18 protein-coding genes are annotated in these 21,171 nt (G+C 42.2%); 14 read left to right on the top strand and 4 right to left on the bottom strand.

What is annotated here, in order from left to right; genetic code table 11:
- The first annotated feature begins 4 nt into the window (after window positions 1–4).
- Genes C9J47_RS01710 through C9J47_RS01675 form a run of 8 tightly spaced genes read left to right on the top strand, consistent with a single transcriptional unit; the run spans window position 5 to window position 7,794 of the window.
- Window positions 5–442: an acyl-CoA thioesterase gene (locus C9J47_RS01710; RefSeq protein WP_006228771.1), complete on the top strand. Its 438-nt coding sequence runs from the start codon at window positions 5–7 to the stop codon at window positions 440–442.
- Complete coding sequence (locus C9J47_RS01705) at window positions 426–1,112, top strand: LolA family protein (RefSeq protein WP_107251956.1); 687 nt, start codon at window positions 426–428, stop codon at window positions 1,110–1,112. The genes C9J47_RS01710 and C9J47_RS01705 overlap by 17 nt, the downstream gene beginning before the upstream one ends.
- Window positions 1,096–3,492: an MMPL family transporter gene (locus tag C9J47_RS01700; RefSeq protein ID WP_107251955.1), complete on the top strand. Its 2,397-nt coding sequence runs from the start codon at window positions 1,096–1,098 to the stop codon at window positions 3,490–3,492. Before C9J47_RS01705 ends, C9J47_RS01700 begins: the two co-directional genes overlap by 17 nt.
- Complete coding sequence (locus C9J47_RS01695; protein WP_425440586.1) at window positions 3,492–4,112, top strand: DUF3261 domain-containing protein; 621 nt, start codon at window positions 3,492–3,494, stop codon at window positions 4,110–4,112. The genes C9J47_RS01700 and C9J47_RS01695 overlap by 1 nt, the downstream gene beginning before the upstream one ends.
- A gap of 14 nt (window positions 4,113–4,126) precedes the next feature.
- On the top strand, window positions 4,127–5,371 hold the full coding sequence (locus tag C9J47_RS01690) for a beta-ketoacyl-[acyl-carrier-protein] synthase family protein (RefSeq protein WP_107251953.1): 1,245 nt from the start codon (window positions 4,127–4,129) through the stop codon (window positions 5,369–5,371).
- A complete protein-coding gene (locus C9J47_RS01685; RefSeq protein ID WP_107251952.1) occupies window positions 5,364–5,843 on the top strand; it encodes a hotdog family protein in 480 nt (159 codons plus the stop codon). Before C9J47_RS01690 ends, C9J47_RS01685 begins: the two co-directional genes overlap by 8 nt.
- A complete protein-coding gene (locus tag C9J47_RS01680; RefSeq protein ID WP_107251951.1) occupies window positions 5,840–6,565 on the top strand; it encodes a 3-ketoacyl-ACP reductase FabG2 in 726 nt (241 codons plus the stop codon). The genes C9J47_RS01685 and C9J47_RS01680 overlap by 4 nt, the downstream gene beginning before the upstream one ends.
- Window positions 6,562–7,794 carry a beta-ketoacyl-ACP synthase gene (locus C9J47_RS01675; RefSeq protein WP_107251950.1) on the top strand — a complete coding sequence of 411 codons (1,233 nt, stop codon included), beginning with the start codon at window positions 6,562–6,564 and terminating at the stop codon, window positions 7,792–7,794. The genes C9J47_RS01680 and C9J47_RS01675 overlap by 4 nt, the downstream gene beginning before the upstream one ends.
- A gap of 551 nt (window positions 7,795–8,345) precedes the next feature.
- On the opposite strand, the gene C9J47_RS01670 is transcribed toward C9J47_RS01675, so the two are convergent.
- Together C9J47_RS01670 and C9J47_RS01665 are read right to left on the bottom strand one after the other, a co-directional pair.
- On the bottom strand, window positions 8,346–10,355 hold the full coding sequence (locus C9J47_RS01670) for a methyl-accepting chemotaxis protein (protein WP_107251949.1): 2,010 nt from the start codon (window positions 10,353–10,355) through the stop codon (window positions 8,346–8,348).
- A gap of 499 nt (window positions 10,356–10,854) precedes the next feature.
- Complete coding sequence (locus C9J47_RS01665; RefSeq protein ID WP_107251948.1) at window positions 10,855–11,058, bottom strand: hypothetical protein; 204 nt, start codon at window positions 11,056–11,058, stop codon at window positions 10,855–10,857.
- Window positions 11,059–11,408: 350 nt separating this feature from the next.
- Here C9J47_RS01665 and C9J47_RS01660 point away from each other — a divergent pair, with 350 nt between their 5' ends.
- Window positions 11,409–11,798 carry a universal stress protein gene (locus C9J47_RS01660; protein WP_011220189.1) on the top strand — a complete coding sequence of 130 codons (390 nt, stop codon included), beginning with the start codon at window positions 11,409–11,411 and terminating at the stop codon, window positions 11,796–11,798.
- 79 nt (window positions 11,799–11,877) lie between these two features.
- Here the strand turns inward: C9J47_RS01660 and C9J47_RS27275 are convergent, their stop codons facing one another.
- Complete coding sequence (locus C9J47_RS27275; RefSeq protein ID WP_245903249.1) at window positions 11,878–12,183, bottom strand: hypothetical protein; 306 nt, start codon at window positions 12,181–12,183, stop codon at window positions 11,878–11,880.
- Window positions 12,184–13,140: 957 nt separating this feature from the next.
- On the opposite strand from C9J47_RS27275, the gene C9J47_RS01650 reads away from it, so the two are divergent.
- Both C9J47_RS01650 and C9J47_RS01645 read left to right on the top strand, forming a co-directional pair.
- Entirely contained in the window at window positions 13,141–14,106 is a 966-nt protein-coding gene (locus C9J47_RS01650) for a TDT family transporter (RefSeq protein ID WP_107251947.1), read from the top strand.
- Between the two features lie 140 nt (window positions 14,107–14,246).
- Window positions 14,247–16,919 (top strand): molybdopterin-dependent oxidoreductase, encoded by a 2,673-nt coding sequence (locus tag C9J47_RS01645; RefSeq protein WP_107251946.1) that lies wholly within the window; start codon window positions 14,247–14,249, stop codon window positions 16,917–16,919.
- 112 nt (window positions 16,920–17,031) lie between these two features.
- Here the strand turns inward: C9J47_RS01645 and C9J47_RS27555 are convergent, their stop codons facing one another.
- On the bottom strand, window positions 17,032–17,181 hold the full coding sequence (locus C9J47_RS27555; protein ID WP_245903247.1) for a hypothetical protein: 150 nt from the start codon (window positions 17,179–17,181) through the stop codon (window positions 17,032–17,034).
- A 190-nt stretch (window positions 17,182–17,371) separates the two neighbouring features.
- Between C9J47_RS27555 and C9J47_RS01635 the strand changes: the two genes are divergently transcribed.
- The 3 genes from C9J47_RS01635 to C9J47_RS01625 all read left to right on the top strand — a co-directional run bounded on the left by C9J47_RS01635 (window position 17,372) and on the right by C9J47_RS01625 (window position 20,980).
- Complete coding sequence (locus tag C9J47_RS01635) at window positions 17,372–17,977, top strand: LysE family translocator (protein ID WP_107251945.1); 606 nt, start codon at window positions 17,372–17,374, stop codon at window positions 17,975–17,977.
- Window positions 17,978–17,987: 10 nt separating this feature from the next.
- Complete coding sequence (locus C9J47_RS01630) at window positions 17,988–18,806, top strand: AraC family transcriptional regulator (RefSeq protein WP_107251944.1); 819 nt, start codon at window positions 17,988–17,990, stop codon at window positions 18,804–18,806.
- A gap of 869 nt (window positions 18,807–19,675) precedes the next feature.
- The gene (locus tag C9J47_RS01625) at window positions 19,676–20,980 is read left to right on the top strand and encodes an anaerobic C4-dicarboxylate transporter (protein WP_107251943.1); all 1,305 of its coding nucleotides are present in this window, start codon (window positions 19,676–19,678) and stop codon (window positions 20,978–20,980) included.
- The last annotated feature ends 191 nt before the right edge of the window (window positions 20,981–21,171 follow it).

The raw sequence follows: 21,171 nt of genomic DNA, 5'->3' as shown, positions 1-21,171 counted from the left end.
TTAAATGACAGAACAACACCGTATTCTAGATGCCGACATCATTATGGTGACATCTTTCCAAGATGCCGATCCCATGGGTGTGGTTTATCACGGTAACTACTTCCGATATTTTGAAGAAGCTCGCCGTATTTTGATGGAAAAAATTGCCTACAGCTACCATGACATGATGGCTTCTGGTTACATGTGGCCGATCATTGATACGCGGGTTAAGTACGTTAAGCCTATCCCGTTTAATCATCAAATCCGTATTACTGCAACGTTGACCGAATGGGAAAACCGCCTGCGGGTTGATTACGTTATTTACGATGCAGAATCAGGGGTACGTATGACCAAAGCACATACCATGCAAGTTGCAGTTGGTATTGAAGATGGTGAGATGTGTTTTGTTTCACCTAAAGCATTCACCGATAAAGTGGAGACATGGCATGCCGGCACAGAGTAATATCGCGAGTGGCGACATTCGCACCCCACGAACAACAGCTAAGCGTTTATTACACAACGTCACTCTTGGGTTAAGTCTATGTGCAGGGCTTATCAGTTTTTCATCAAACGCAATTACATTACCTGATCTGCAAGAGAAATTATCGAATCAGCCGATTGTTCGTGGCGACTTTGAACAAACTCGAAAAATGGAAATGTTCAATGCACCATTAACCTCGCAAGGGCAATTTCTATTAGCAGAAAAGCAAGGGTTGCTGTGGCAGCAAACTACCCCTTTTCCCGTTGCCTTAGTGCTAACCAAAGACAAGTTAAGCCAGCAATTTGGCAATCAAGACGCACAGGTGGTTTCTGCAAGTGAGAACCCGATGGTGTTCTATTTTAGCCACGTATTCCTGTCATTATTTAAAGGCGATACTAGCCAATTAACTGAACAGTTTAAGCTTGCCTTAAGCCAACAGCCTAATAAAGAAGAAGAGTGGCAGTTAGTGCTTACGCCTAAAGCAGCTCCTTTAAATGCTGTCTTTAAGACAATCACGATCAATGGCGCTACGTTCATTAACCATTTAACGTTAACCGAAATTCGTGGCGATGTGACTGACATTACATTTTCCAACCAACGTACAGCCCCTGCTGAACTGACTGTAGAAGAACAACGTGCCTTCCAATTCTAAACTTGCCTTTGCTTGGTTATTCATCACTCTAGTTTTTATTGGTGCCTTAGGGTATCAATTGACCGTGCGTAGCCAGTCACCAATAGAAACCAATATTCTGGCATTGCTACCGGAAAATCGGCAAGATCCTATCGCACAAGAGGCCTTTGATCAGGTCGCGAATAGCATGAGCGATAAAGTTATCTTTCTGATCGGAGGCCAAGATAAACAAGTGTTATTAGCGGCTTCTGAGCAATTATCAACAGAACTAGCAACGGTGGGGCTATTCAGCAAAGTCACAGGTAGAATCAATCAGAACGTACAACAAGCTTGGGGTGAGTTATATTTCCCTAAACGCTTTCAACTACTGACGTCAGAACAACAAACACGCTTGCAACATACCCCTGAGCTGCAAAACCAGCAGGTTCTTCAAGCGCTTTATAACCCATTTTCAGGGGTAACTGGCAATGAACTGCGCAGTGATCCGTTTCTGCTCTTTCGTGATTTTCTTTCTCAGCTAACGAAGCAATCAGGCAACTTTCAATTAACCGATGGCTTTTTAACAACGGATTATCAAGGCAAAGATTACATATTAATTACTGCCGATTTATCAGATTCAGCCTATAGCTTAAGTCTTCAACGCCAGTTGCCTGCACTCACCACGTTAGAAAATAATATTCGTCAGCAATATAATGTCGACGTACTGCACACAGGGGTGATCTTCTATGCAGCACACGGCACTGAAAGCGCTAAGAGTGAAATAAGTACCATAGGGCTAGGCTCGCTGCTTGGCGTTATCGTCTTACTATTGGCGGTATATCGCAGCGCTTTACCTATCGCTCTTGCCTTACTGTCTATTAGCTGTGGGTTACTGTCAGCATTTGTATTAACCGTCGCTATTTTCGGTAAAGTCCATCTGTTCAGCTTGGTATTCGGTGCCAGCTTAATTGGCGTATCTATCGATTACGCATTCCATTTCCTTACAGACCGTTTAGCGGCAGGCAATAAATGGAATGCACAACAAGGTTTACATCATATTTTTGCAGCTATCACTTTGGGGCTTATTACCAGTTTAATTGGCTACCTTGGTATGCTTATCGCACCTTTCCCTGGCTTGCAGCAATTATCTTTATTCTCTGCCATTGGCTTAACCGCGGCTTACGCAACAGTCGTATGCTGGTATCCGATTTTAGCGCGTAAACCTAGCCAACAGCGCGGTACTTTGCCCTTCATGCTCACAATGACAGCATGGTTAGATTTATGGCAAAAACCGGTTATTCGTGTTGCTTTCCCTTCGATCATATTCCTCGCAGCCTTGGCTGGTGTTTATCATGCCGATTACAACGATGATATTCGCCAACTACAGGCACTACCGTCTGATTTGAAACAACAAGAAGCAACGATTAAAGCCATCACCGGCGTAAGTAGTAGCCAGCAAATGTTGTTAGTAAAAGCAGCCGACGAACAAGATCTGCTAAACCAATTACAGCAAGTGGCACAGCAGCTTGATACGTACCAACAGCAAGGTGCATTGGGTGGATACCAAAGCATTAGCCAGTACCTGCCGTCTGAAAATACTCAACGCGATAATTTCGCCTTAGTAAAACAGCTTTATCAGCAGCAAGGCGATGCATTAACACAGCAGTTAAAACTCAATGCACCTGTAGCATTTGAACAAACATTTACTCCTCTAACCATTGATGATTTTCTGGCGTCCCCCGTTGCTGACCCATTGCGCTTTATGTGGCTGGGTAAGTTACAAGGCATACAATCTGCCATCATTATGTTGAGCGATGTACACCAACCCAAGATTATTCAACAGTTCGCAAGTCAGCAGCCTAATATAAGCTACCTTGATAAAGCGGATGAGATCTCCCTACTATTTGGTGAATACCGAGTACGAGTGACAGAATTACTGATTGGTGCAACATTGGTAATTTGGGCATTGCTTGCTTGGCGCTATGGCATGAAGAAGGGCGTTTTACTTATTTTACCGCCAGTTATTGCTGGCTGTGTAGGCATAGCCGTCACAACAATTACTGGTGTACCGTTAAACTTATTTAACTTGCTCGCGCTAATATTAATTTTGGGGATTGGGATAGATTACACCCTATTCTTTGCTGAGCAGGATCATGCTATTGATGATAACGCTGAAGGCAACTCGGAATCAGTTTCGACCCAAAGTACATTTCTGGCAATCAGCCTATCAGCAGCAACGACACTATTATCATTTGGCTTATTGGCCTTGAGTGCGACCCAAGCGATACACAGTTTTGGCATTACCGTGCTTACCGGCATTATCGTGGCGTGGTTACTCGCCCCTTTGTCTATGTCAGTTCAATCCATGTCGGTTCACGATAAACAGACTAATAATACTCGACACAATGAGGTGAATGAATAATGTTCCCCATAACCCAACGTTCAATCGTGCAGAAAATGCCATTCAAGCCATTCGCATTAGCCATGTTGGTATTCACCTTCAGCGGTTGTGCGATGAAGCCTGAACAACAAGCCAATCAAGTTAGTATTGCACCCGATACCTTGGTCACATTACCGACAGCGGCCCAATTAGGGCATTCATTAACCGCAAGCCAATTGATCACCGCTCAGTGGGCAGAACAAACCCACCAGCTACCCGTGCAACTGCAAGTCGATAGTCAGAAGTTGGCACTGGCTGGCTTTTCATCGTGGGGATCTCGTATTCTGAGCTTAACCTATGAAAACCAGACGATTGAAGCCAGTGTCTTACCAGGATTAGGGGATACGCTGCCCAAGCCTGAGCAAGTATTGTTTAACTTAATGCTGACTCTATGGCCGTTAGATGCATGGCATAAGCCACTAGAAGATGTGGGATGGCAGCTAATAGAAACGGCACAACACCGCCAGCTCATTGATGATAACGGTATTGTTGTCGCTGATATTAGCTATCAGTCACCACAGCACCTTGATGGTGATATTACCTTTATCAACCATCAATTTGGCTACACAATTACCATTAAAACGTTAGATTACAACCAATAATAATAAGAAAGGCGATGACAATTAATATGCTGAACACCACAAAAAGAGAAAGAAAAATAACGCCTGTATATATTCATGGCTGTGGGTTCCATTCTGCGCTAGGCAAAAATGCAGAAGAAATACATTCACGCCTGCAGCAAGGGACTTCACCCGATATGCTGCCAGTAAAAGGCTGGTTGAATGATGGTTCTGACACGGTTGTAGGTAAAATACGCGAATCCCTACCCGCTGTGCCAGCACGCTACCAGCAGCAAGATACTTTCAATAATCGCCTTGCACTATCAGCCTTGCAGCAAATTACTGCACCGATTGAGCATGCGATTAATCAATATGGCAAAGATCGTCTCGCTGTAATCATCGGCACCAGCACCTCGGGTATTTCAGATGGCGAGAAAGCCTTAAGCCAGCAGATGGATAACGGCACTTTTCCTGCTGATTATCATTACTACCAACAAGAAATTGGTAATCCCGCTGAATTTGTTGCTGATTATTTAGGGCTAGAAGGGCCAACCTATACCATTTCAACGGCTTGTTCTTCAAGCGGTAGGGTTTTTCTTTCAGCCAAACGATTATTAAAAATGGGCATTGTTGATGCTGTTATCGTCGGTGGGGTCGATTCTCTTTGTCAGCTAACCTTAAATGGTTTCCACGGTTTAGACGCACTTTCAAACACCTTATGTAACCCTTTTAGCAAAAACCGTGATGGCATTAATATTGGTGAAGCGGCCGCATTCATGTTGTTAGCCTTAACGCCAGAGTCTGACGAAAAACAAGCCAAACAGCAGATCGCTTTGTTAGGTGTTGGTGATAGCTCTGACGCCCACCACATCTCGGCGCCACACCCAGAAGGCAATGGTGCAGAAGAAGCAATGCGCAAAGCACTGGATGATGCAGGGCTAGACCCAGAAAACATTGGCTACATCAATGCCCACGGTACAGCAACCCCGTTAAATGACGAAATGGAAGCGAAGGCGATTCATCGTGTCTTTGGTACAAAAACACCAGTAAGCTCAACAAAACCGTTTACTGGCCATACTTTAGGGGCAGCCAGTGCTGTTGAAGCCGCTATTTGTTGGCACATATTGCATTACAGCATTGATCTTCCAGTACAAATCAATGATGGTGAAATAGCAGACAGCCTTGCCCCCATTTCGTTAGTTGAACCGAATACGAAGCTTGTTCAGCCCGCGATTTTAAGTAATTCATTTGCCTTTGGTGGCAATAACATTAGCCTGATATTTGGGTACACACATGACTAATATTCCACATCTGCATCAACTTATTCCTCATGACACACCTATGGTGTTGGTTGATGAGCTCATCGACGTAGGTGAAGAACATGTTCATTGCCAGGTGAATATCAACGAAAGCTGCATTTTTTTCGATCCTGAAACCCGCAGCATTTCTGGGCATGTCGGCATTGAGTTCATGGCTCAATCTGTGGCAGGTTGGGCGGGGTACCATGCTTGGAAACAAGGCAAACCTTCACCCATTGGTTTTTTACTCGGTTGTCGCCGCTACCAAGCAGAATGCAGTGCCTTTAATGAAGGCGATTTACTCGATATTTATGCTGAACGCCTAATGGAAAATAATGGAATGGCCGTTTTCATCTGCCGCATTGAACACCAAGGGGCATTATTAGCCACGAGCCAATTAAATGCATTTGTACCATCACCAGAACAATTAGATCAAATGATTGGTCACTCTCAAGAAAATAGGAATCTTTCATGACCCGACAGGTATTAGTAACAGGCGCGAGCAAAGGTATTGGGCGTGCTGTTGCTACACAGCTTGCTAAAGACGGCTTTACTATCGCAGTACATTACATGAGCGACAAGTCTGGCGCAGAAGCAACATTAAGTGATATTCAGCACGCTGGCGGTTCGGGTCGTATCATTCAATTTGATATCAGTGATCGTGCTCAATGCCGTGAACAACTTGAAGCCGACATTGCTGAGTATGGTGCCTACTATGGTGTAGTCAGTAACGCAGGTATTACCCGCGATACCGCATTCCCAGCGATGACAGAAGAAGAGTGGGACGGTGTTATTCATACCAATCTCGACAGCTTTTATAACGTACTTCACCCTTGCGTTATGCCAATGGTACAGAAACGCAAAGGTGGCCGTATTATTACATTAGCGTCTGTTTCTGGCATTATAGGTAACCGTGGCCAAACCAACTACAGCGCAGCAAAAGCAGGCGTCATTGGTGCAACCAAATCGTTAGCACTCGAGCTTGCTAAACGAAAAATTACGGTTAACTGCGTCGCACCCGGCTTAATCGATACAGGTATGGTTGATGAACATGTTAAAGAACATGCCTTGCCACAAGTACCATTACGTCGCATGGGCGAACCTGAAGAAGTCGCGGGTCTTGTTAGCTACTTGATGTCTGATATCGCGGCGTATGTAACCCGCCAAGTAATTTCGGTAAATGGAGGACTAATATGATCCGTCGTGTTGTTGTAACAGGCATGTCTGGCGTAACTGCTTTAGGAAATGACTGGAAGGCCATCGAGCCTAAATTGCGTGCTTGTGAGAATGCGACCCAGTATATGGTCGATTATGAACAATATGATGGCTTAAATACAAAACTTGCCGCGCCTATTAATGACTTTTCACTGCCTAAGCATTATACCCGTAAAAAAATTCGCTCTATGGGTCGGGTATCCAAACTCTCAACCTTAGCGACAGAGAATGCACTAATACAAAGCGGGTTACTCGATAACGACGTACTGACTAACGGTGAAACCGGCATTGCTTACGGCTCATCGACTGGTAGTACCCCCGCTATTGGTGCCTTTGGTGTAATGCTAAATGAAAAGAGCACCAGAGCCATCACCGCTACAACCTATGTGCAAATGATGCCCCATACAACCGCGGTTAACGTCGGTTTATTCTTTGGTTTTCGTGGTCGTGTTATTCCAACCAGTAGCGCATGTACGTCTGGCAGCCAAGCTATCGGTTATGCCTATGAAGCGATTAAGCACGGCTACCAAACAGTCATGATTGCAGGCGGCGCTGAAGAGTTATGCCCAACAGAGTCGGCGGTTTTTGATACTTTGTTCGCGACTAGCCTCAAGAATGATGCACCTAAAACGACCCCTCGCCCCTATGATACCGATCGCGATGGTTTAGTGATTGGTGAAGGTGCAGGTACCTTGGTACTAGAAGAATACGAACACGCTATTGCACGTGGTGCCAAAATTTATGCAGAACTGGTTGGCTTCGCCAGTAACTGCGATGCGGCTCATGTTACTCAGCCACAACAAGAAACCATGCAACTTTGTATGGAAATGGCGTTAAAAAATGCGAATTTGTCACCAGAATCTATCGACTACGTTTCTGCACATGGCACGGCGACAGAAAAGGGTGATATTGCAGAAAGTAATGCAACAGCCAACATCTTCGGCGATAAAGCACCGATTAGCTCACTAAAAAGCTATTTTGGTCATACTCTTGGTGCCTGTGGTGCCATTGAAGCATGGCTGAGTTTAGAAATGATGCACACGGGCTGGTTTAGCCCAACATTGAACCTTGATAACGTCGATGAACGTTGTGGTGCATTAGATTATATTCGCGGTGAAGGGCGCAATATTAATTGCCAATATATTATGAGCAATAACTTTGCGTTTGGCGGTATCAATACATCATTGATTTTCAAACGCTGGCAAGAATAGAATTAAAAAAGAGAACGTAGTGCTAGAAATTGAAGAGCGGGTCTTAGGGCACGCTCTTCAACTAATAGCAGAGTTCAATCTTGAGCAAACCTGCCCTCACTTTCTAAGTCGCATTCCCTCACTGTGGATCCAAACCTCTGCATCAAAACATTCAGGCTGGCAATTCTGGTTACTTTGATAATCATATTTCAACGGTAAATTTTAGAGTTAAAACTCTATTTACCGTCAAATATTGGACGAACATCACAATTCCCACTGACGGAATATGAAACCATACAAGTTATCTTCTACACGTTATTTTCTATAAATTCTTTTATAGAAATATTTTCCCTATTCTGCTTGTCAGATTAGGGCTTTTTTTTGCTCTACTTGAAATTTACTCCCACAAAACTCATCGAGATGTAAAAATGTTCCCAACATGGAACTTTGATAACATCGATGAACGTTGTGACGCATTGGGTTATATTCGCGGTGAAGGGGACAATAGGATTTAACGTGATGGTAAGGATCCACATGCGTGAATCCTTTCATCAATAAGAACCAATTAAAAATTAATTAGAAACAACATCCAGTTTAAATGCCGTCACTTCATGCACTAATTCAGCCATACGTTGTTGAACAATATCCATTTCAGCATGAATACTAACAATCGTTTGATTAGTGCTTTGCGCCATTTCTAATAAATTATCAACATCGGAATCAACAGTGTTTGTTGTTTGCGATTGTTGCTCTGACGCGGTAGCGATACTGGTGTTGAATTCTGCAATATCATTTACAGTACCAATCAACGCTTCCATTAGTGTTTTCGTTTCTGACACAACACTTTGAGTTTCATAACTCGCTTCACGACTTTGCTGCATGTTCACAAATGACACTTTGGCATTCTCACCGATACCATCAAGTAAATGTCGAATATCTTCTGTTGATTGCTTACTACGCTGTGCCAAAGTTCGTACTTCATCAGCGACTACAGCAAAACCACGACCTTGCTCACCTGCACGGGCAGCTTCAATTGCAGCATTCAAAGCAAGTAAGTTCGTCTGCTCAGAGATTGCATTAATCGTATCAAGGATCTGAGATACATTAACCATCTGCTTTTCTAGCCCTTCAATGCACTCATAAGTTTGATTAACACTATCAAGCAAGCGTGTTGTGGTAACAAAAGATTGTTCCCCCTGATCATAACAAGCCATCGCGTTGGTTTTCACCAAATCAGTGCTCGTTTGTGCTTCACCTGTAATGCCTGCAACTTGATCACTCGTTTGCGCCATTTCAGTCATCGCAGCGGCAATACTGTCACAGCGTTGGTGGGTCTGCTCACTCACCGTACGAGCGGTATCAACTAACGCGACCATAGCCACCATTTCTTGTTGAGTCTGACTCGCAACACGAAGTGACTTTGCTAAAGTGTCACTCAAACTAATAGCAAGACCATCAAAATGACGAGCTATTTCCCCTATTTCATCAGATTGGTCATCAGATAAACGTACGGTGAGATCTTTATTTCTAGCCATAATATCTAGCTTTTGCGTAAAGCCAGATACACGACGACGCAGCTTTATAACTGACTGCATAGTTAGTAAGATCAAAGGCAAGATCACCAAAACACTTAAGCTGATATACAGTAATCGAACAAAGCTCGCATTGTCTCGATTAGCTTGAGCTTTTAATAAAATATCAGCAGTCAAACTATCGCGTAACCCTTTAACTAAACCAATGCGTTGAGTGGCTAAATCAAACCATACAGAAGCTGTCGGGCCTTGAATGGATGACAACGTATTTTTCTGAGATAAATACTGTTGTTGAATTGTCATCACTTGCTGCCAAGTATTGGCTTGCGCTGTTTCACTAATACGACGTTTAGCATCACCTTCCAATAACATGTTAGCTTGACGTAAAGCGTAACGCTCGGCATCAATATAGCTACTGACTTGGGCATATTGGTCTAACGAAGAACGCTTACCTGCAAAAGCACCGTTTAATGCCCCCCTAGCTTTACCTGCTTGCTCTTTAACGACAAGCAAAGACAGCAACCCTTGCAGTTCTTGTTTTAAATCACGGTTGCTAATTTGTGTTAGCAACATAGATAGGTTATCGAGCGATAAAGTATTCACATTTGAATAATAAGCAAAAGGTGAATCAACAATGGCTAAACGATCCACTTGCGTACGAATACTTTGACGATTATCTAATTCATTCTGTACAGCACGCAACAAATCACGCACTAAAACCATATCAAGGCTTTCTGGTTTAAATTCAACTAAATTACGGTAAGCCTGATCAGCAACGTTACGCTGATTATTCAATTTATCACGCTGCGTACCTTGCCCTTTCGCAGCGATAACCCCCGCAGTTAAACCACGCTCAACCGCAAATTGATGAGCAACTTCATCGTAAAGATTAAACAGCTCAATAGTTTCACTTGATACCTCTGCATTAACAAGTTGCTTATTTGCAGCATCAATTTGCATTCCAATAAAGAATAATAAAAAAGAAGTTGGGATGATAAAAACTAATAATATTGTCGTTCGAATTGTAATCGAGCGAAATGGGTTAGGCATGATTAACCTTAGTGATAATGTCTATTACAACTGCATAATTTATCAAATGATGCCGCATAAAAATACAATGCCCCACAGGTATTTAAAGCAATCGTGACCCAGCGCAATAAGGGTCAATTTCTTGACTTTTAACGTCACTATTCAGTCTTAATATTACAGTTAGCACCATAATTAAACACTCCCTAAGTGGTATTTACAGAAGGATAATTAAACGCTTATGAATAAAAACTCATACTGGGAATGTGGCATATAGAAACCGGCCCGAGATTATTAACCGCCTCTAACGATAATCTGATTAAGATAAACTGCCTGTTAGAGGCAATGGTTATATACCCAAGCCATAGTTACCCACTGTTTTTGTGGATAAGAGCTTTTAAGCCTTTAAAAACATATAGATAACTATTTCAATGATAATAACTATAATATTTATCAAAATTAAATTGAAATAATGAAAAACTGTAGCCGCCCGCGAGGTTTGGCAAATGAAACCGCTAGATAGTTAGCGCACAGCTTCCATTAACATTGGGAACAACACCTGCCAGCTAAAGACTACGATTACCACTATCACAACTGTCCACACTAAACGTTCAATCCAACTCTTGCGGCTATAGTAGTTAAATGGGTCTGGCTCACCGCACTGTGGGCAGCTATTGGCTCGTTTCGAAATTAGTTTTTCGCAAGTTGGACAGGCAAAAAGTGGCATATGACTTTACTCCTTCCGTTACAATCACAATCTAAAGGTAGTGTAAAAATAATACGTTATTAGCAACAGTACATAAGTATATTCAATAATATCAAGATCTACCTGCTTTGCTTTATGCTACTCATGAACTGTCTTAAAACGTACAACACATTTCGGGGCACAGATGAGTCAGCCAAGAGTTTAACATCTGTACGGTTCACGGTTTAACGATGATATCCGACAAACAACAGTCACTTTTGATTGAAATTTAAGCCGATTATTTTTGGTTTTTCTTGGTTTTCTGAATTAGAGTGAACCTCTCCGGTGCTAGACTTAAGGTAAGCATATAATAACTAACTGGAAGAAAAGTAATGAGCTATAAGCACATATTAGTGGCTGTTGATTTATCTCAATCCAGCCAGATAGTGATTGATAAAGCGATCTCATTAGCTAAAGGCGCTAATTGCAAACTTTCATTTGTTTTTGTGGATGTTGATAAGGTGGTTTTGGCACAAAAAGAAAAACTGACATTACAGAAAGAGTTACAAACACTGGCGGATCAGAGTGATTATCCGATTACAGATACCTTAGTCGTCATAGGCGATCTTCATATAAAACTATCAGGAATAGTTAAAGAAATGGATATCGATTTAGTTGTTTGCGGCCACCATCATACATTTTTGAGTCGTCTATTCTCATCTGTACCCAAATTGGCAAATGCCGTTGAGACCGACTTATTAGTTGTTTATCTTGACCAATGATGGCAATGATTTACGGATACCCATAAAAACAGTGCATGAACATTGCCTTCTAAGGTGATTGAATAGTTAGCACCTGCCATTAAATCAGCCCTTCTTCTCGGGCTTGCTCTAGTACGGCCTCATCTGCATCTGCCATCACCACTTCCCAGAGTTCACCGATCTGATCGGCCTCTTCGCCACTGGTCAGCTTCTCCAACTTGTCGAGATGGCGCAGTGATTCAATGGTTAAATGCTCTTTAAACAGGGCTTGAGCTTGGTTTAAATGGGTCATCATCTGTCCTTTTTGGTTAACTCGCAGTAGTAACCGCTTCGTTAATGATGGTAGTGCTTTCACCTGCGGCGAAATAGAAAGCTTACCCACTTTATAGTAGACCTGATAGCCCATTTCATGCGCCCAAATCGTCACAATTCTGACTGATAAATTAAATTAATTCTCTGCCGCCGCGGAAAATGACCAATATCGCGGGAGGCAAGGTGCGGTAAGTGTCATCATCAAAGGCTAACTCACGCTTGCCTTCATGGGTACGCTCTAGGAAATTCAGATACGTCAGTCACCATCACGGCAATGGCTTCAACGCAGAAGGCTAATAATGGACAGTTTATCGAAACCAAAAGATAAGCCGCACCATTGCAGTGCGGCTTTGTTCGATTTACTTACCTTCGTCTACCTACTCAGCACACGCAAGGTTTTTTACTGTATATCGTCTTTCTGTCTTCGCCACTCATTACGATGAGTATGCCGTATTCGATGCTATAAGTAGCTTTATCGAACTAGTCTATATTGGCGAAGTAAAACAAATTTTCGGTGTATCTACCAAATTGTTAACACTGAAGTTGTCGACTTAGTGCTTTTCGCATTACACATTTACTTACTTTTTTACTTGTTACTTTGCTTCTTTTACTTATTACTTTTGTTGCTTTGTTGCTTTGTTGCTTTGTTGCTTTGTTGCTTTGTATCACAAGGTACCTGATGTAATCATCAAACACCCCCTGAAACCTGCATTCTGAGTAAGACGAGTACCGCTCATATCCTCCGAGAAGCTAAACCATTTAAACACTCAATACAGGTCACAACTTAAATATGGTCAAGGATTGCGAATTAAGCAAATTATTTTTTTATATCTATAGAGACAACTGCAAAATTTCATTTATCCAAAGATTTACACTGACTTTCACCACTAAAACGACGATAAAATGTTGACTTAAAATGCCACTTTTAAGCATCGATTAAACAATACAATGTTGTTTTAGTGTAACATTTGTAACGGATTCTCTAGCGCCAGGTTTGAGAGCATTCTTAGCCCCACGAAAATGAATCGAAATCAGAAGGATTGTGATATAGATGTCAGTAATAGGCGTTGCTTTACAACAAGTTCCTACAGCCCAAGCCGCATTAGCATTGGCTTTTACAGGGCTAGGATTAGCATGGTCACTCTTTTTACCCACTAGTGGCGATATTATTCGCGGAATATGTGCTCTTATTGGTGCCTGTCTATTAATACCTGTAGTACTCAAATATATCTTCAATCCGCAATTATTTATTGTCGATCTAAAACACCCGCTTTATGGCAGTTTAATGGCACCGATGTCGATGACTATGCTAGTTTTATCAGATTATTGGTCTTCTATGCATGTAGTGAGTGCCCGCTTACTTTGGTACCCTGCCTTACTGCTTCATTTTACTATGATGATACTTTTTTTTAGTTTTCAGCTTCGTAAATTCCGCTTAATCAATCTCTACCCTAGTTGGTTTTTATACCCTGTCGGTGCTATCAGTGGCACGTTAGCAGGCGCTCAACTAGGACACTCCGATTTAGCCGTTACCATGACGCACTTCTGTATCGCTGTATATTTTATCATGCTACCTGTTGTGCTATATCGCTTGTGCTTTGCAGGTAGAATGCCTCGTCCAGCAAGGCCGACATTGGCCATTATGGCAGCTCCCGTCAACCTTTCTTTAACAGCTTATTTACTGAATGTCGCTGAACCCGACCCTGTATTAGTGGGCGCATTAGCAGGCATCGGTATCACCATGACTATTCTGGTGTATTTGTGTTATTTCGATCTTTTAAAACATCGGTTTCAACCATCATTAGCAGCTGTTACTTTTCCTTCGGTAATTAGTGCGGTATCGATCGACCGTTTAACCGACTGGCTAGTACTGGATCATCCACACTGGGCTTGGTTAGAACGATTAGGCATATTTGAAATTACCGTTGCGACAGGGTTAGTCTTGTGGGTAGGATGGCATTATATTTTTTATTACTGGCCGAAAAAAAAAACAGCAAGTAGCTTATCCACTCAGTAACGGCTATCGATACACGTCGATGAATCATTTTCATGTATATAGATAACCTTTCTTAAATATAAAATTGATTAAATGTATATTTAAAATACCTCTTTATGGGGTTAGTATCGTAGTCACAACTAACAAAAATGAAAATGATGATGGCTATTTCTCGTCGTACCTTATTAAAAACCTCTATTGCCACAGCTGTTGCCGCAGCGGGTGGTTTAGCGATCTTTCCTGCATCGAAAATTTTTGCTGACGATGATGTTGATGTGATTCCGCACGCAAGTCACTGGGGGCCTTTTAACGCGATAGTTAAAGACGGTATTTTAATTGGTGTTCAGCCCCGTAAAGAACTGGATGCGATGCCAACTGAAATGTTGACCGAAGGCCTTCTGAGCCGTGTCTATGATAAAACTCGGGTGAAATATCCCATGGTAAGACAATCTTACCTTGCAGATCCGAAAGGTGACAATAAGCCCCATTTACGCGGGAAAGAACCTTTTGTACGAGTCAGCTGGGAAACGGCTTTATCTCTTGTGGCCGATAGCATTCAAACCACAGCCAAAGAGTTTGGAAATGAGGCTATTTTTAGTAGCTCTTATGGGGGTTGGTCTCATGCAGGTTTAATGCGACCTCAAGTATTGCAGGGGCGTTTCTTTAATTTAATCGGTGGGCAGAGTACAACAACGGGTGATTACTCTGGTGGCGCATCTCAAGTTATCTTGCCTCATGTTATTGGTGATATGGAAGTCTACTCACCACAAACAGCATGGCCTGTTATTGAAAAGCATACCGAAGTCTTTGTACTCATCGGTTGTGACCCTTGGAAAAATAACCGCATTGAATTTCGCGTCGCAGATCATCAAATGTACCCTCGCTGGAAACAGTTTGCAGAGAAAGGCATTAAATTTATTTCGATCAACCCACAGCGTACCCGTACCGATGATGAACTAGATGCTGACTGGGTAAAAATAGTACCTAATACCGATACCGCCCTATTTCTTGCCATGGCGCAATATGCCTATGAAAGAGAACTGTATGACCCAACGTATTTAGCGCGCTATACCGTGGGTGCCGATAAATATATTGACCATCTGATGGGCGAAAATGATGGGATTGTGAAGTCACCACAATGGGCAGAGAAAATCACTGGTATTTCTGCTGAAAAGATCAAAGAAATGGCAGAGCTATTCGCAAACAAAAAAACACAGTTTGCCGCAGGTTGGTCACTTCAACGGGCTGATCATGGTGAAATGGTTCACTGGGCGATCATTAATTTTGCAGCTATGTTGGGTAAAATAGGCAAGCCCGGAGAAGGGGTTGGTTTTAGCTGGCACTATGGCAACGGCGGTATGCCTCAATCAGGTAAAGCATTGCCTGTTGGTTTATCACAGGGCAAAAATCCGGTAGATAAAGTTTGCCCTGCATCGCGTATCTCTGAAATGTTAAATAACCCAGGTAAACGCTTTACCCGTGACGGCATCGAATATACCTACCCTGACATTAAAGTCATCTATAACGCAGGCAATAATCTCTTATCACATCAACAAAATACCAATGAGTTGATTGCGGCATTAAACCAAAAGGTCGATACCTTTATTTGCCAAGATCCCTGGTGGTGTGCTTCTTCCCGCTATGCTGACATCGTACTGCCTGCAACGAGTTCACTAGAACGTGATGACCTCTCCTCTGGCGGCACATACAGTAACGATAAAATCTATGCGATGCGCCAAGTAATCCAACCTTATGGCGAAAGCTTGGATGACTTTGAGATCTTCCGTCAACTCTCAAAAATATTTGGTGTTGAAGAGCAATTTACCGATGGTTTAGCCTTCAATGATATTTTAAAACGTGCTTATAAAGCCTCATCAGCAACCTTGCCATTTGAAGACTTTTGGCAACAAGGTGTCGCGCACCTCCCTATCGCTGAATCTGCCAATGACTGGGTAAGGCATGGGGATTTCTATCAAGATCCTGAACAATTTCCACTTCATACCACATCAGGAAAAATTGAGCTTTTCTGCCAAGACATTGCTGATTTTGAAGTGAAAGATTGCCCACCCATGCCAACCTTCATTGAACCGTTTGAATACCTTGGTAATGCAAAAACCAATGCCGTGCATGTTGTTAGCCCTCATCCGTATATGCGTTTACACTCGCAAATGGCAAATGCAGATGTACGTAAACGCGAAGATGTACAAGGAAGACAGTACGTACTGATCAATGATCAAGATGCAGAAAAACATGGGATCCGTTCTGGTCAGCTAGTAGAGATCTTTAATGATCGGGGACGACTTATTGCAGGCGCAAAAGTGTCTAAAAAGATCATGCCAGGGGTGATCAGCCTCGAAGAAGGCGCGTGGTTACAATTTGACAGTCAGGGACGTTGTAACAGCGGGGCGATTAATGTTTTAACCTCTAGCAATGCTTCCAGTGAGTTGAGCCAAGCCAACAGTGCAAATACCTGTTTAGCATATATTCAACGCTGTCGAGACTCAGAATCATCAAACTTGGCGTTTGAACCACCACAAATATTAGCCATAGACAACGGCACTAATATTGCCAAGCTGAATATCACCCTAGCTGTCGATCAAATAAAGCTAAATGATGTTAAGCAAAGTGCTGGGGAGAAGCTTTTTTATCAACGTTGCACCATGTGTCATTCAGCAAAAGATCCCCGTCAATACACCAAAGTACAATGGCAAGGCATTACCAAAAGTATGTTCCCTCGGGCAGGATTAAACCCCGCAGAGAGAAAGCAAGTAATGGACTTTCTTGAGGAAAACGCAAAAGACAGCAAAGATGGATCTAAAGTAAGCAGCCTCTAACTTCTAATACCAAGAGAAAGAAAGGCTCTGAACATACCCTCAGAGCCGTTTTTTCAAAATCAGACAACGGGTCATCTTGGGCGATATAATATTGGGTTAAGAGAACACGTAATTACATGCTTATATTTTTTGACATATTGTAGCCCGAGATTGTAAACCCAACGGCTTGATACAGCGCGAATGCTCGTTGGTTATGGTAAGCAATGAAATAGCCGCAGTAAGCGGGATACTCATCCACACGCATTTCTCGAAGGTTAACCACGTAAAAATCCTTTTGGTTGTCAATAAATACATAGACATAACGATGACTTGCGTAATATTGATTATCGTACTCCATTAAGCCAATTTATACCCAGTTTGCTTGAAGTAACTGCTGGACAGAGCAATTTCGTTCAATACTTACATCATCGTCCCCTTTAGGCTGATAGCTACCAGATTAGATTGGAGCCATTATGCAGTCAATTTTACTCTCGATGTCAGTCTTTGCTTTTGTTGGTGCTGTATCACCGGGTCCCGTCAATATCATCGCCGCCAGTGCTGGGGCACAATTTGGGTATCAAAAAGCCGTCTTTCATGTTCTTGGCGCTACATTCGCTTATACCTTTATCGTATTACTTTGTGGGCTTGGGCTAGAACAAGCATTGATAATCCTACCTGAAATGACAGGGTGGCTTACATTATTTGGCGGGTTATTTTTACTCTATATGGCGCTTAAAATTGCGACTACTGTTGGCACTGAAAACACTGAAGACTTGAAAAATACAGTTCATCCTACTTTTTTTGAAGGGGTCTTATCTCAAGGGCTAAACCCAAAAGCATGGCTTGTCGCGATGTCTGGCGTAAGCTTATTTGTATTGAAACACTCACCCACTATGCTGTACTTAGTCATCTTTTGCGCCATCTCCTTTGTGGTATGCTTTTTAGGTGTTTCTGCATGGGCAGCAGCAGGGAATTACATTGGGCGTTATTTATCCACCACAAAACGACAAGTCACTTTTAATATTGTGATGGGGTTACTTTTAGGTGGGACAGTGGTGCACATGTTTTGGGGATATTAAGGAAGTAGCAATGAAGCCAGACGACACCGTTTTTCTAATACAATGCGAAACCTTGCCTTTTGTGGAGATCCGCAAAGCATCAAAGTCAGCCGCTTGTTACCAAGCGCATTCTCATGATGAATTTTCGCTTGGTGTCATCGACCGCGGCTCTGCCAATTATAAGAACTTAAATAAAAGAAACCGTATCGAGGCGACAAACACAGTCACCATAAACCCAGGTGATATTCATTGCTGTAATCCCGACGCTGATGATTGGTCTTATCGAATGTTATTTATTGATACACATTGGATCGGGACTCTTCAATCTGAAATGCTCAATAATTATAATATCGATTACCTCCCCTTTTCAAACCGCTATGAAATAGATCCTAACCTATACCGCGAATTTAATGTCCTGTTCGATACTTTAATGAATGAACCGAACCCTCTACTATCAGAAAGTATCTTCATTCAGTATTTAACCCGATATTTTGGGCAAAATAAGATCGCTTTCCCAAAGACTGAAAAACAGGCCTCACCCGATATAAAGCGAGTTCATGAGAAATTACTTGACCAACTAGAGAGTAATCACACGTTAAGTGATTTAGCAAAAGAAGCAGGTCTAAGCCGTTACCATCTCATTCGACAGTTTAATACGATTTATGGCATGCCACCCCATGCGTTGCAATTGGATGAGCGAATAAAGAAATCAAAGGTACTGCTCAAAGCAGGCAACACCTTAACAGATGCATCAGGACAACTAGGTTTTGCCGACCAAGCACACTTTCAACGTCATTTTAAAAAGCGTACAGCCATTACACCCAAGCAGTATCAGTCGTTTTTTGTTTAAGGTGTAAGAAATGAGAGCAGAGGAGATCATAACTCAGCACTCCAGTTTGCGACAAAACCTCATAGCCTCGCGGTATGTTATGGAGTGAAATGGTTCATTACATTAAAGCTATGGTAATCAGATTCTATTTTGTGATTAATGTAGGTGTTTCATGTATTACAAATCATCGCTTAATCTAATTAATAGCCAAATTGTTATTTTTCACTTTATGAAAGACTGCCTCTTTCTGTTGGTTTTTGAGTTTGCTTTTGTTGGGTTATTCATACTTTGGTTAATAAATAGTGAGCCAATAGTGTGTGTTTAGTTATCAGCCATGATCGTGAAAAATATTCTGTGATCAAATATAGATTATGATGATGCTGTTTCCGCATAACAGAATTGATTTAGGCATTTCAAACACAATCGAAAGCTAAGTAGAGTCTTTATAAATTCACAGGTCGAATGATTGTTGTAAATAATAAAGTTGGTTTTCTTATGATGGTTTAACTTATTAACCTATCTAAATCATATGGTATGGGGACCATATAAATATCCATTAATAACAATTAGATATTAAAACTCCGCCATAAGGAAAACAAGAAAGACTAGAATTGTTTGTGGGTTTTGACTGCTTAGAATTTAATAAACATTCAACTTGTTAGAGTGTTTTCTTATTTGTGAACAAGATGCGGAGGTCAGTAATTCAACTGCTCGATGAGTTTTCACAAAGAAATGCTTTCTAAAAAAGGCTGAACCGAACAATTTTTATCAGTGTTAACAAACTAGCGGACGTGGTTTGTTATCTGAGGCCTGTCTACCCGTAATTAATTTGCAATTCAGTTCAACACTGATGTCGTAATATAAATATAAAAAAAATTGAGGGATTTATTATGCTGTTACTGGAAATTATTTTATTGTTGGGCTGTATCATACTTGCCGCCCGTTTGGGTGGTATAGGTGTCGGATTGGCTGGTGGTGTAGGGATGGTAATTGCTGTCTATATAATGGGCCTATCTCCCGGAACAATACCTGTTTCTGTTATTTTGATCATCATGTCGGTCATTCTTGCTTTATCCGTAATGCAGCAAGCTGGCGGTATGGGGTACATGGTTAAATGCGCAGAGAAAATGTTGCGCAATAACCCTAAATATATCAATATCCTCGCGCCTGCTACGACCTTTATATTAACAACCCTTGCAGGCACTGGCTATACCGCCATGTCTGTTTTAAACGTCATTCAACAGGTTGCCAAAGAGAATGGGGTTCGCCCAAGCCAACCGTTAAGCTCGGCTGTTGTCGCGTCACAAATCGCGATTACTGCCTCGCCTATATCTGGTGCAACAGCTGCTATGTATGTTGTGGTAGAGCAGATGGGCGTAAACTTTTTTGATGCCCTCTGTGTGATCTTTCCTGCGGCACTAGTTGGCTCTGCGGTTGCGGCCTTTGTTGCCAGCAAGCAGGGTGTGGAGCTGGCTGAAGACCCTATCTATCAAGAGCGCGTGAAAAAAGGCCTAGTTAACTTTAGTTCCGATGAAGAAAAAGATGCAGAGCCGACCCCAGAAGCCAAACGTTCGGTGATGTTATTCCTAGCTGGTGTTATCTTCATTGTCTGCATGCTGATGTTTAAATCAGTGATTGGCCACACATTAGGATCTAAAGATATTATTGTCATTACAATGCTATTTATTTCATTCTTGATGGCGATGACATGTAAGGTGCAATTATCAGAAATCAAGCATGCCCCAATCTTCAGGGATGGTGCTGAATCTTTGATTGTTATTCTCGGTATTGTGTGGCTAAGTTCTACCATCATTGGTGCCCATATTGGTGAAATTAAAGATCTTGCGGGCAGTGTATTAAACGAGTATCCGGCATTACTTGCAGTCGTCTTTTTCGCTACCAGTGCCCTGCTGTTTAGTCAGGGGGCTACCAGCGCATTATTAGTGCCAATTGCGGCTACCTTAGGTGTAGATGCCGGTACTATCTTGGCTAGCTTTGTTGCTGTTAGTGCGTTGTATATGACTAACATCTACCCAACCACGGCTTTCGCTATTGCGACTGATGACACTGGGTCATTCTTAAGTAAGAGGTGGAATGGCTCGCTGATCATCAACCACCCATTCTTCCTACCGGGTTCGTTGGGAATTGTAAGCGCTGTACCTGTTGGCTTCTTCCTTTCAAGTATCTTTATTTAATCACTACCCCTGCTGTGGTATGAGAAAAGGTCAGGTGGGTGTTTCCCTGACCTTTTTTGTATTCAGGGCGTATACCGATTTAGAAAAAATAGTGCCTATTTAAAATGATAACTTCGTGCGCATAAAAAAACGGCCCTGAGCATACACTCAGAGCCGTTTTCCCGTTCCGTAATCCCTGCGTTCCAAACAGG

It is taken from the genome of Photobacterium indicum, assembly GCF_003026215.1.
Lineage (GTDB): Bacteria > Pseudomonadota > Gammaproteobacteria > Enterobacterales > Vibrionaceae > Photobacterium > Photobacterium indicum.
This window is presented reverse-complemented; position numbering and strand designations above follow the sequence as displayed.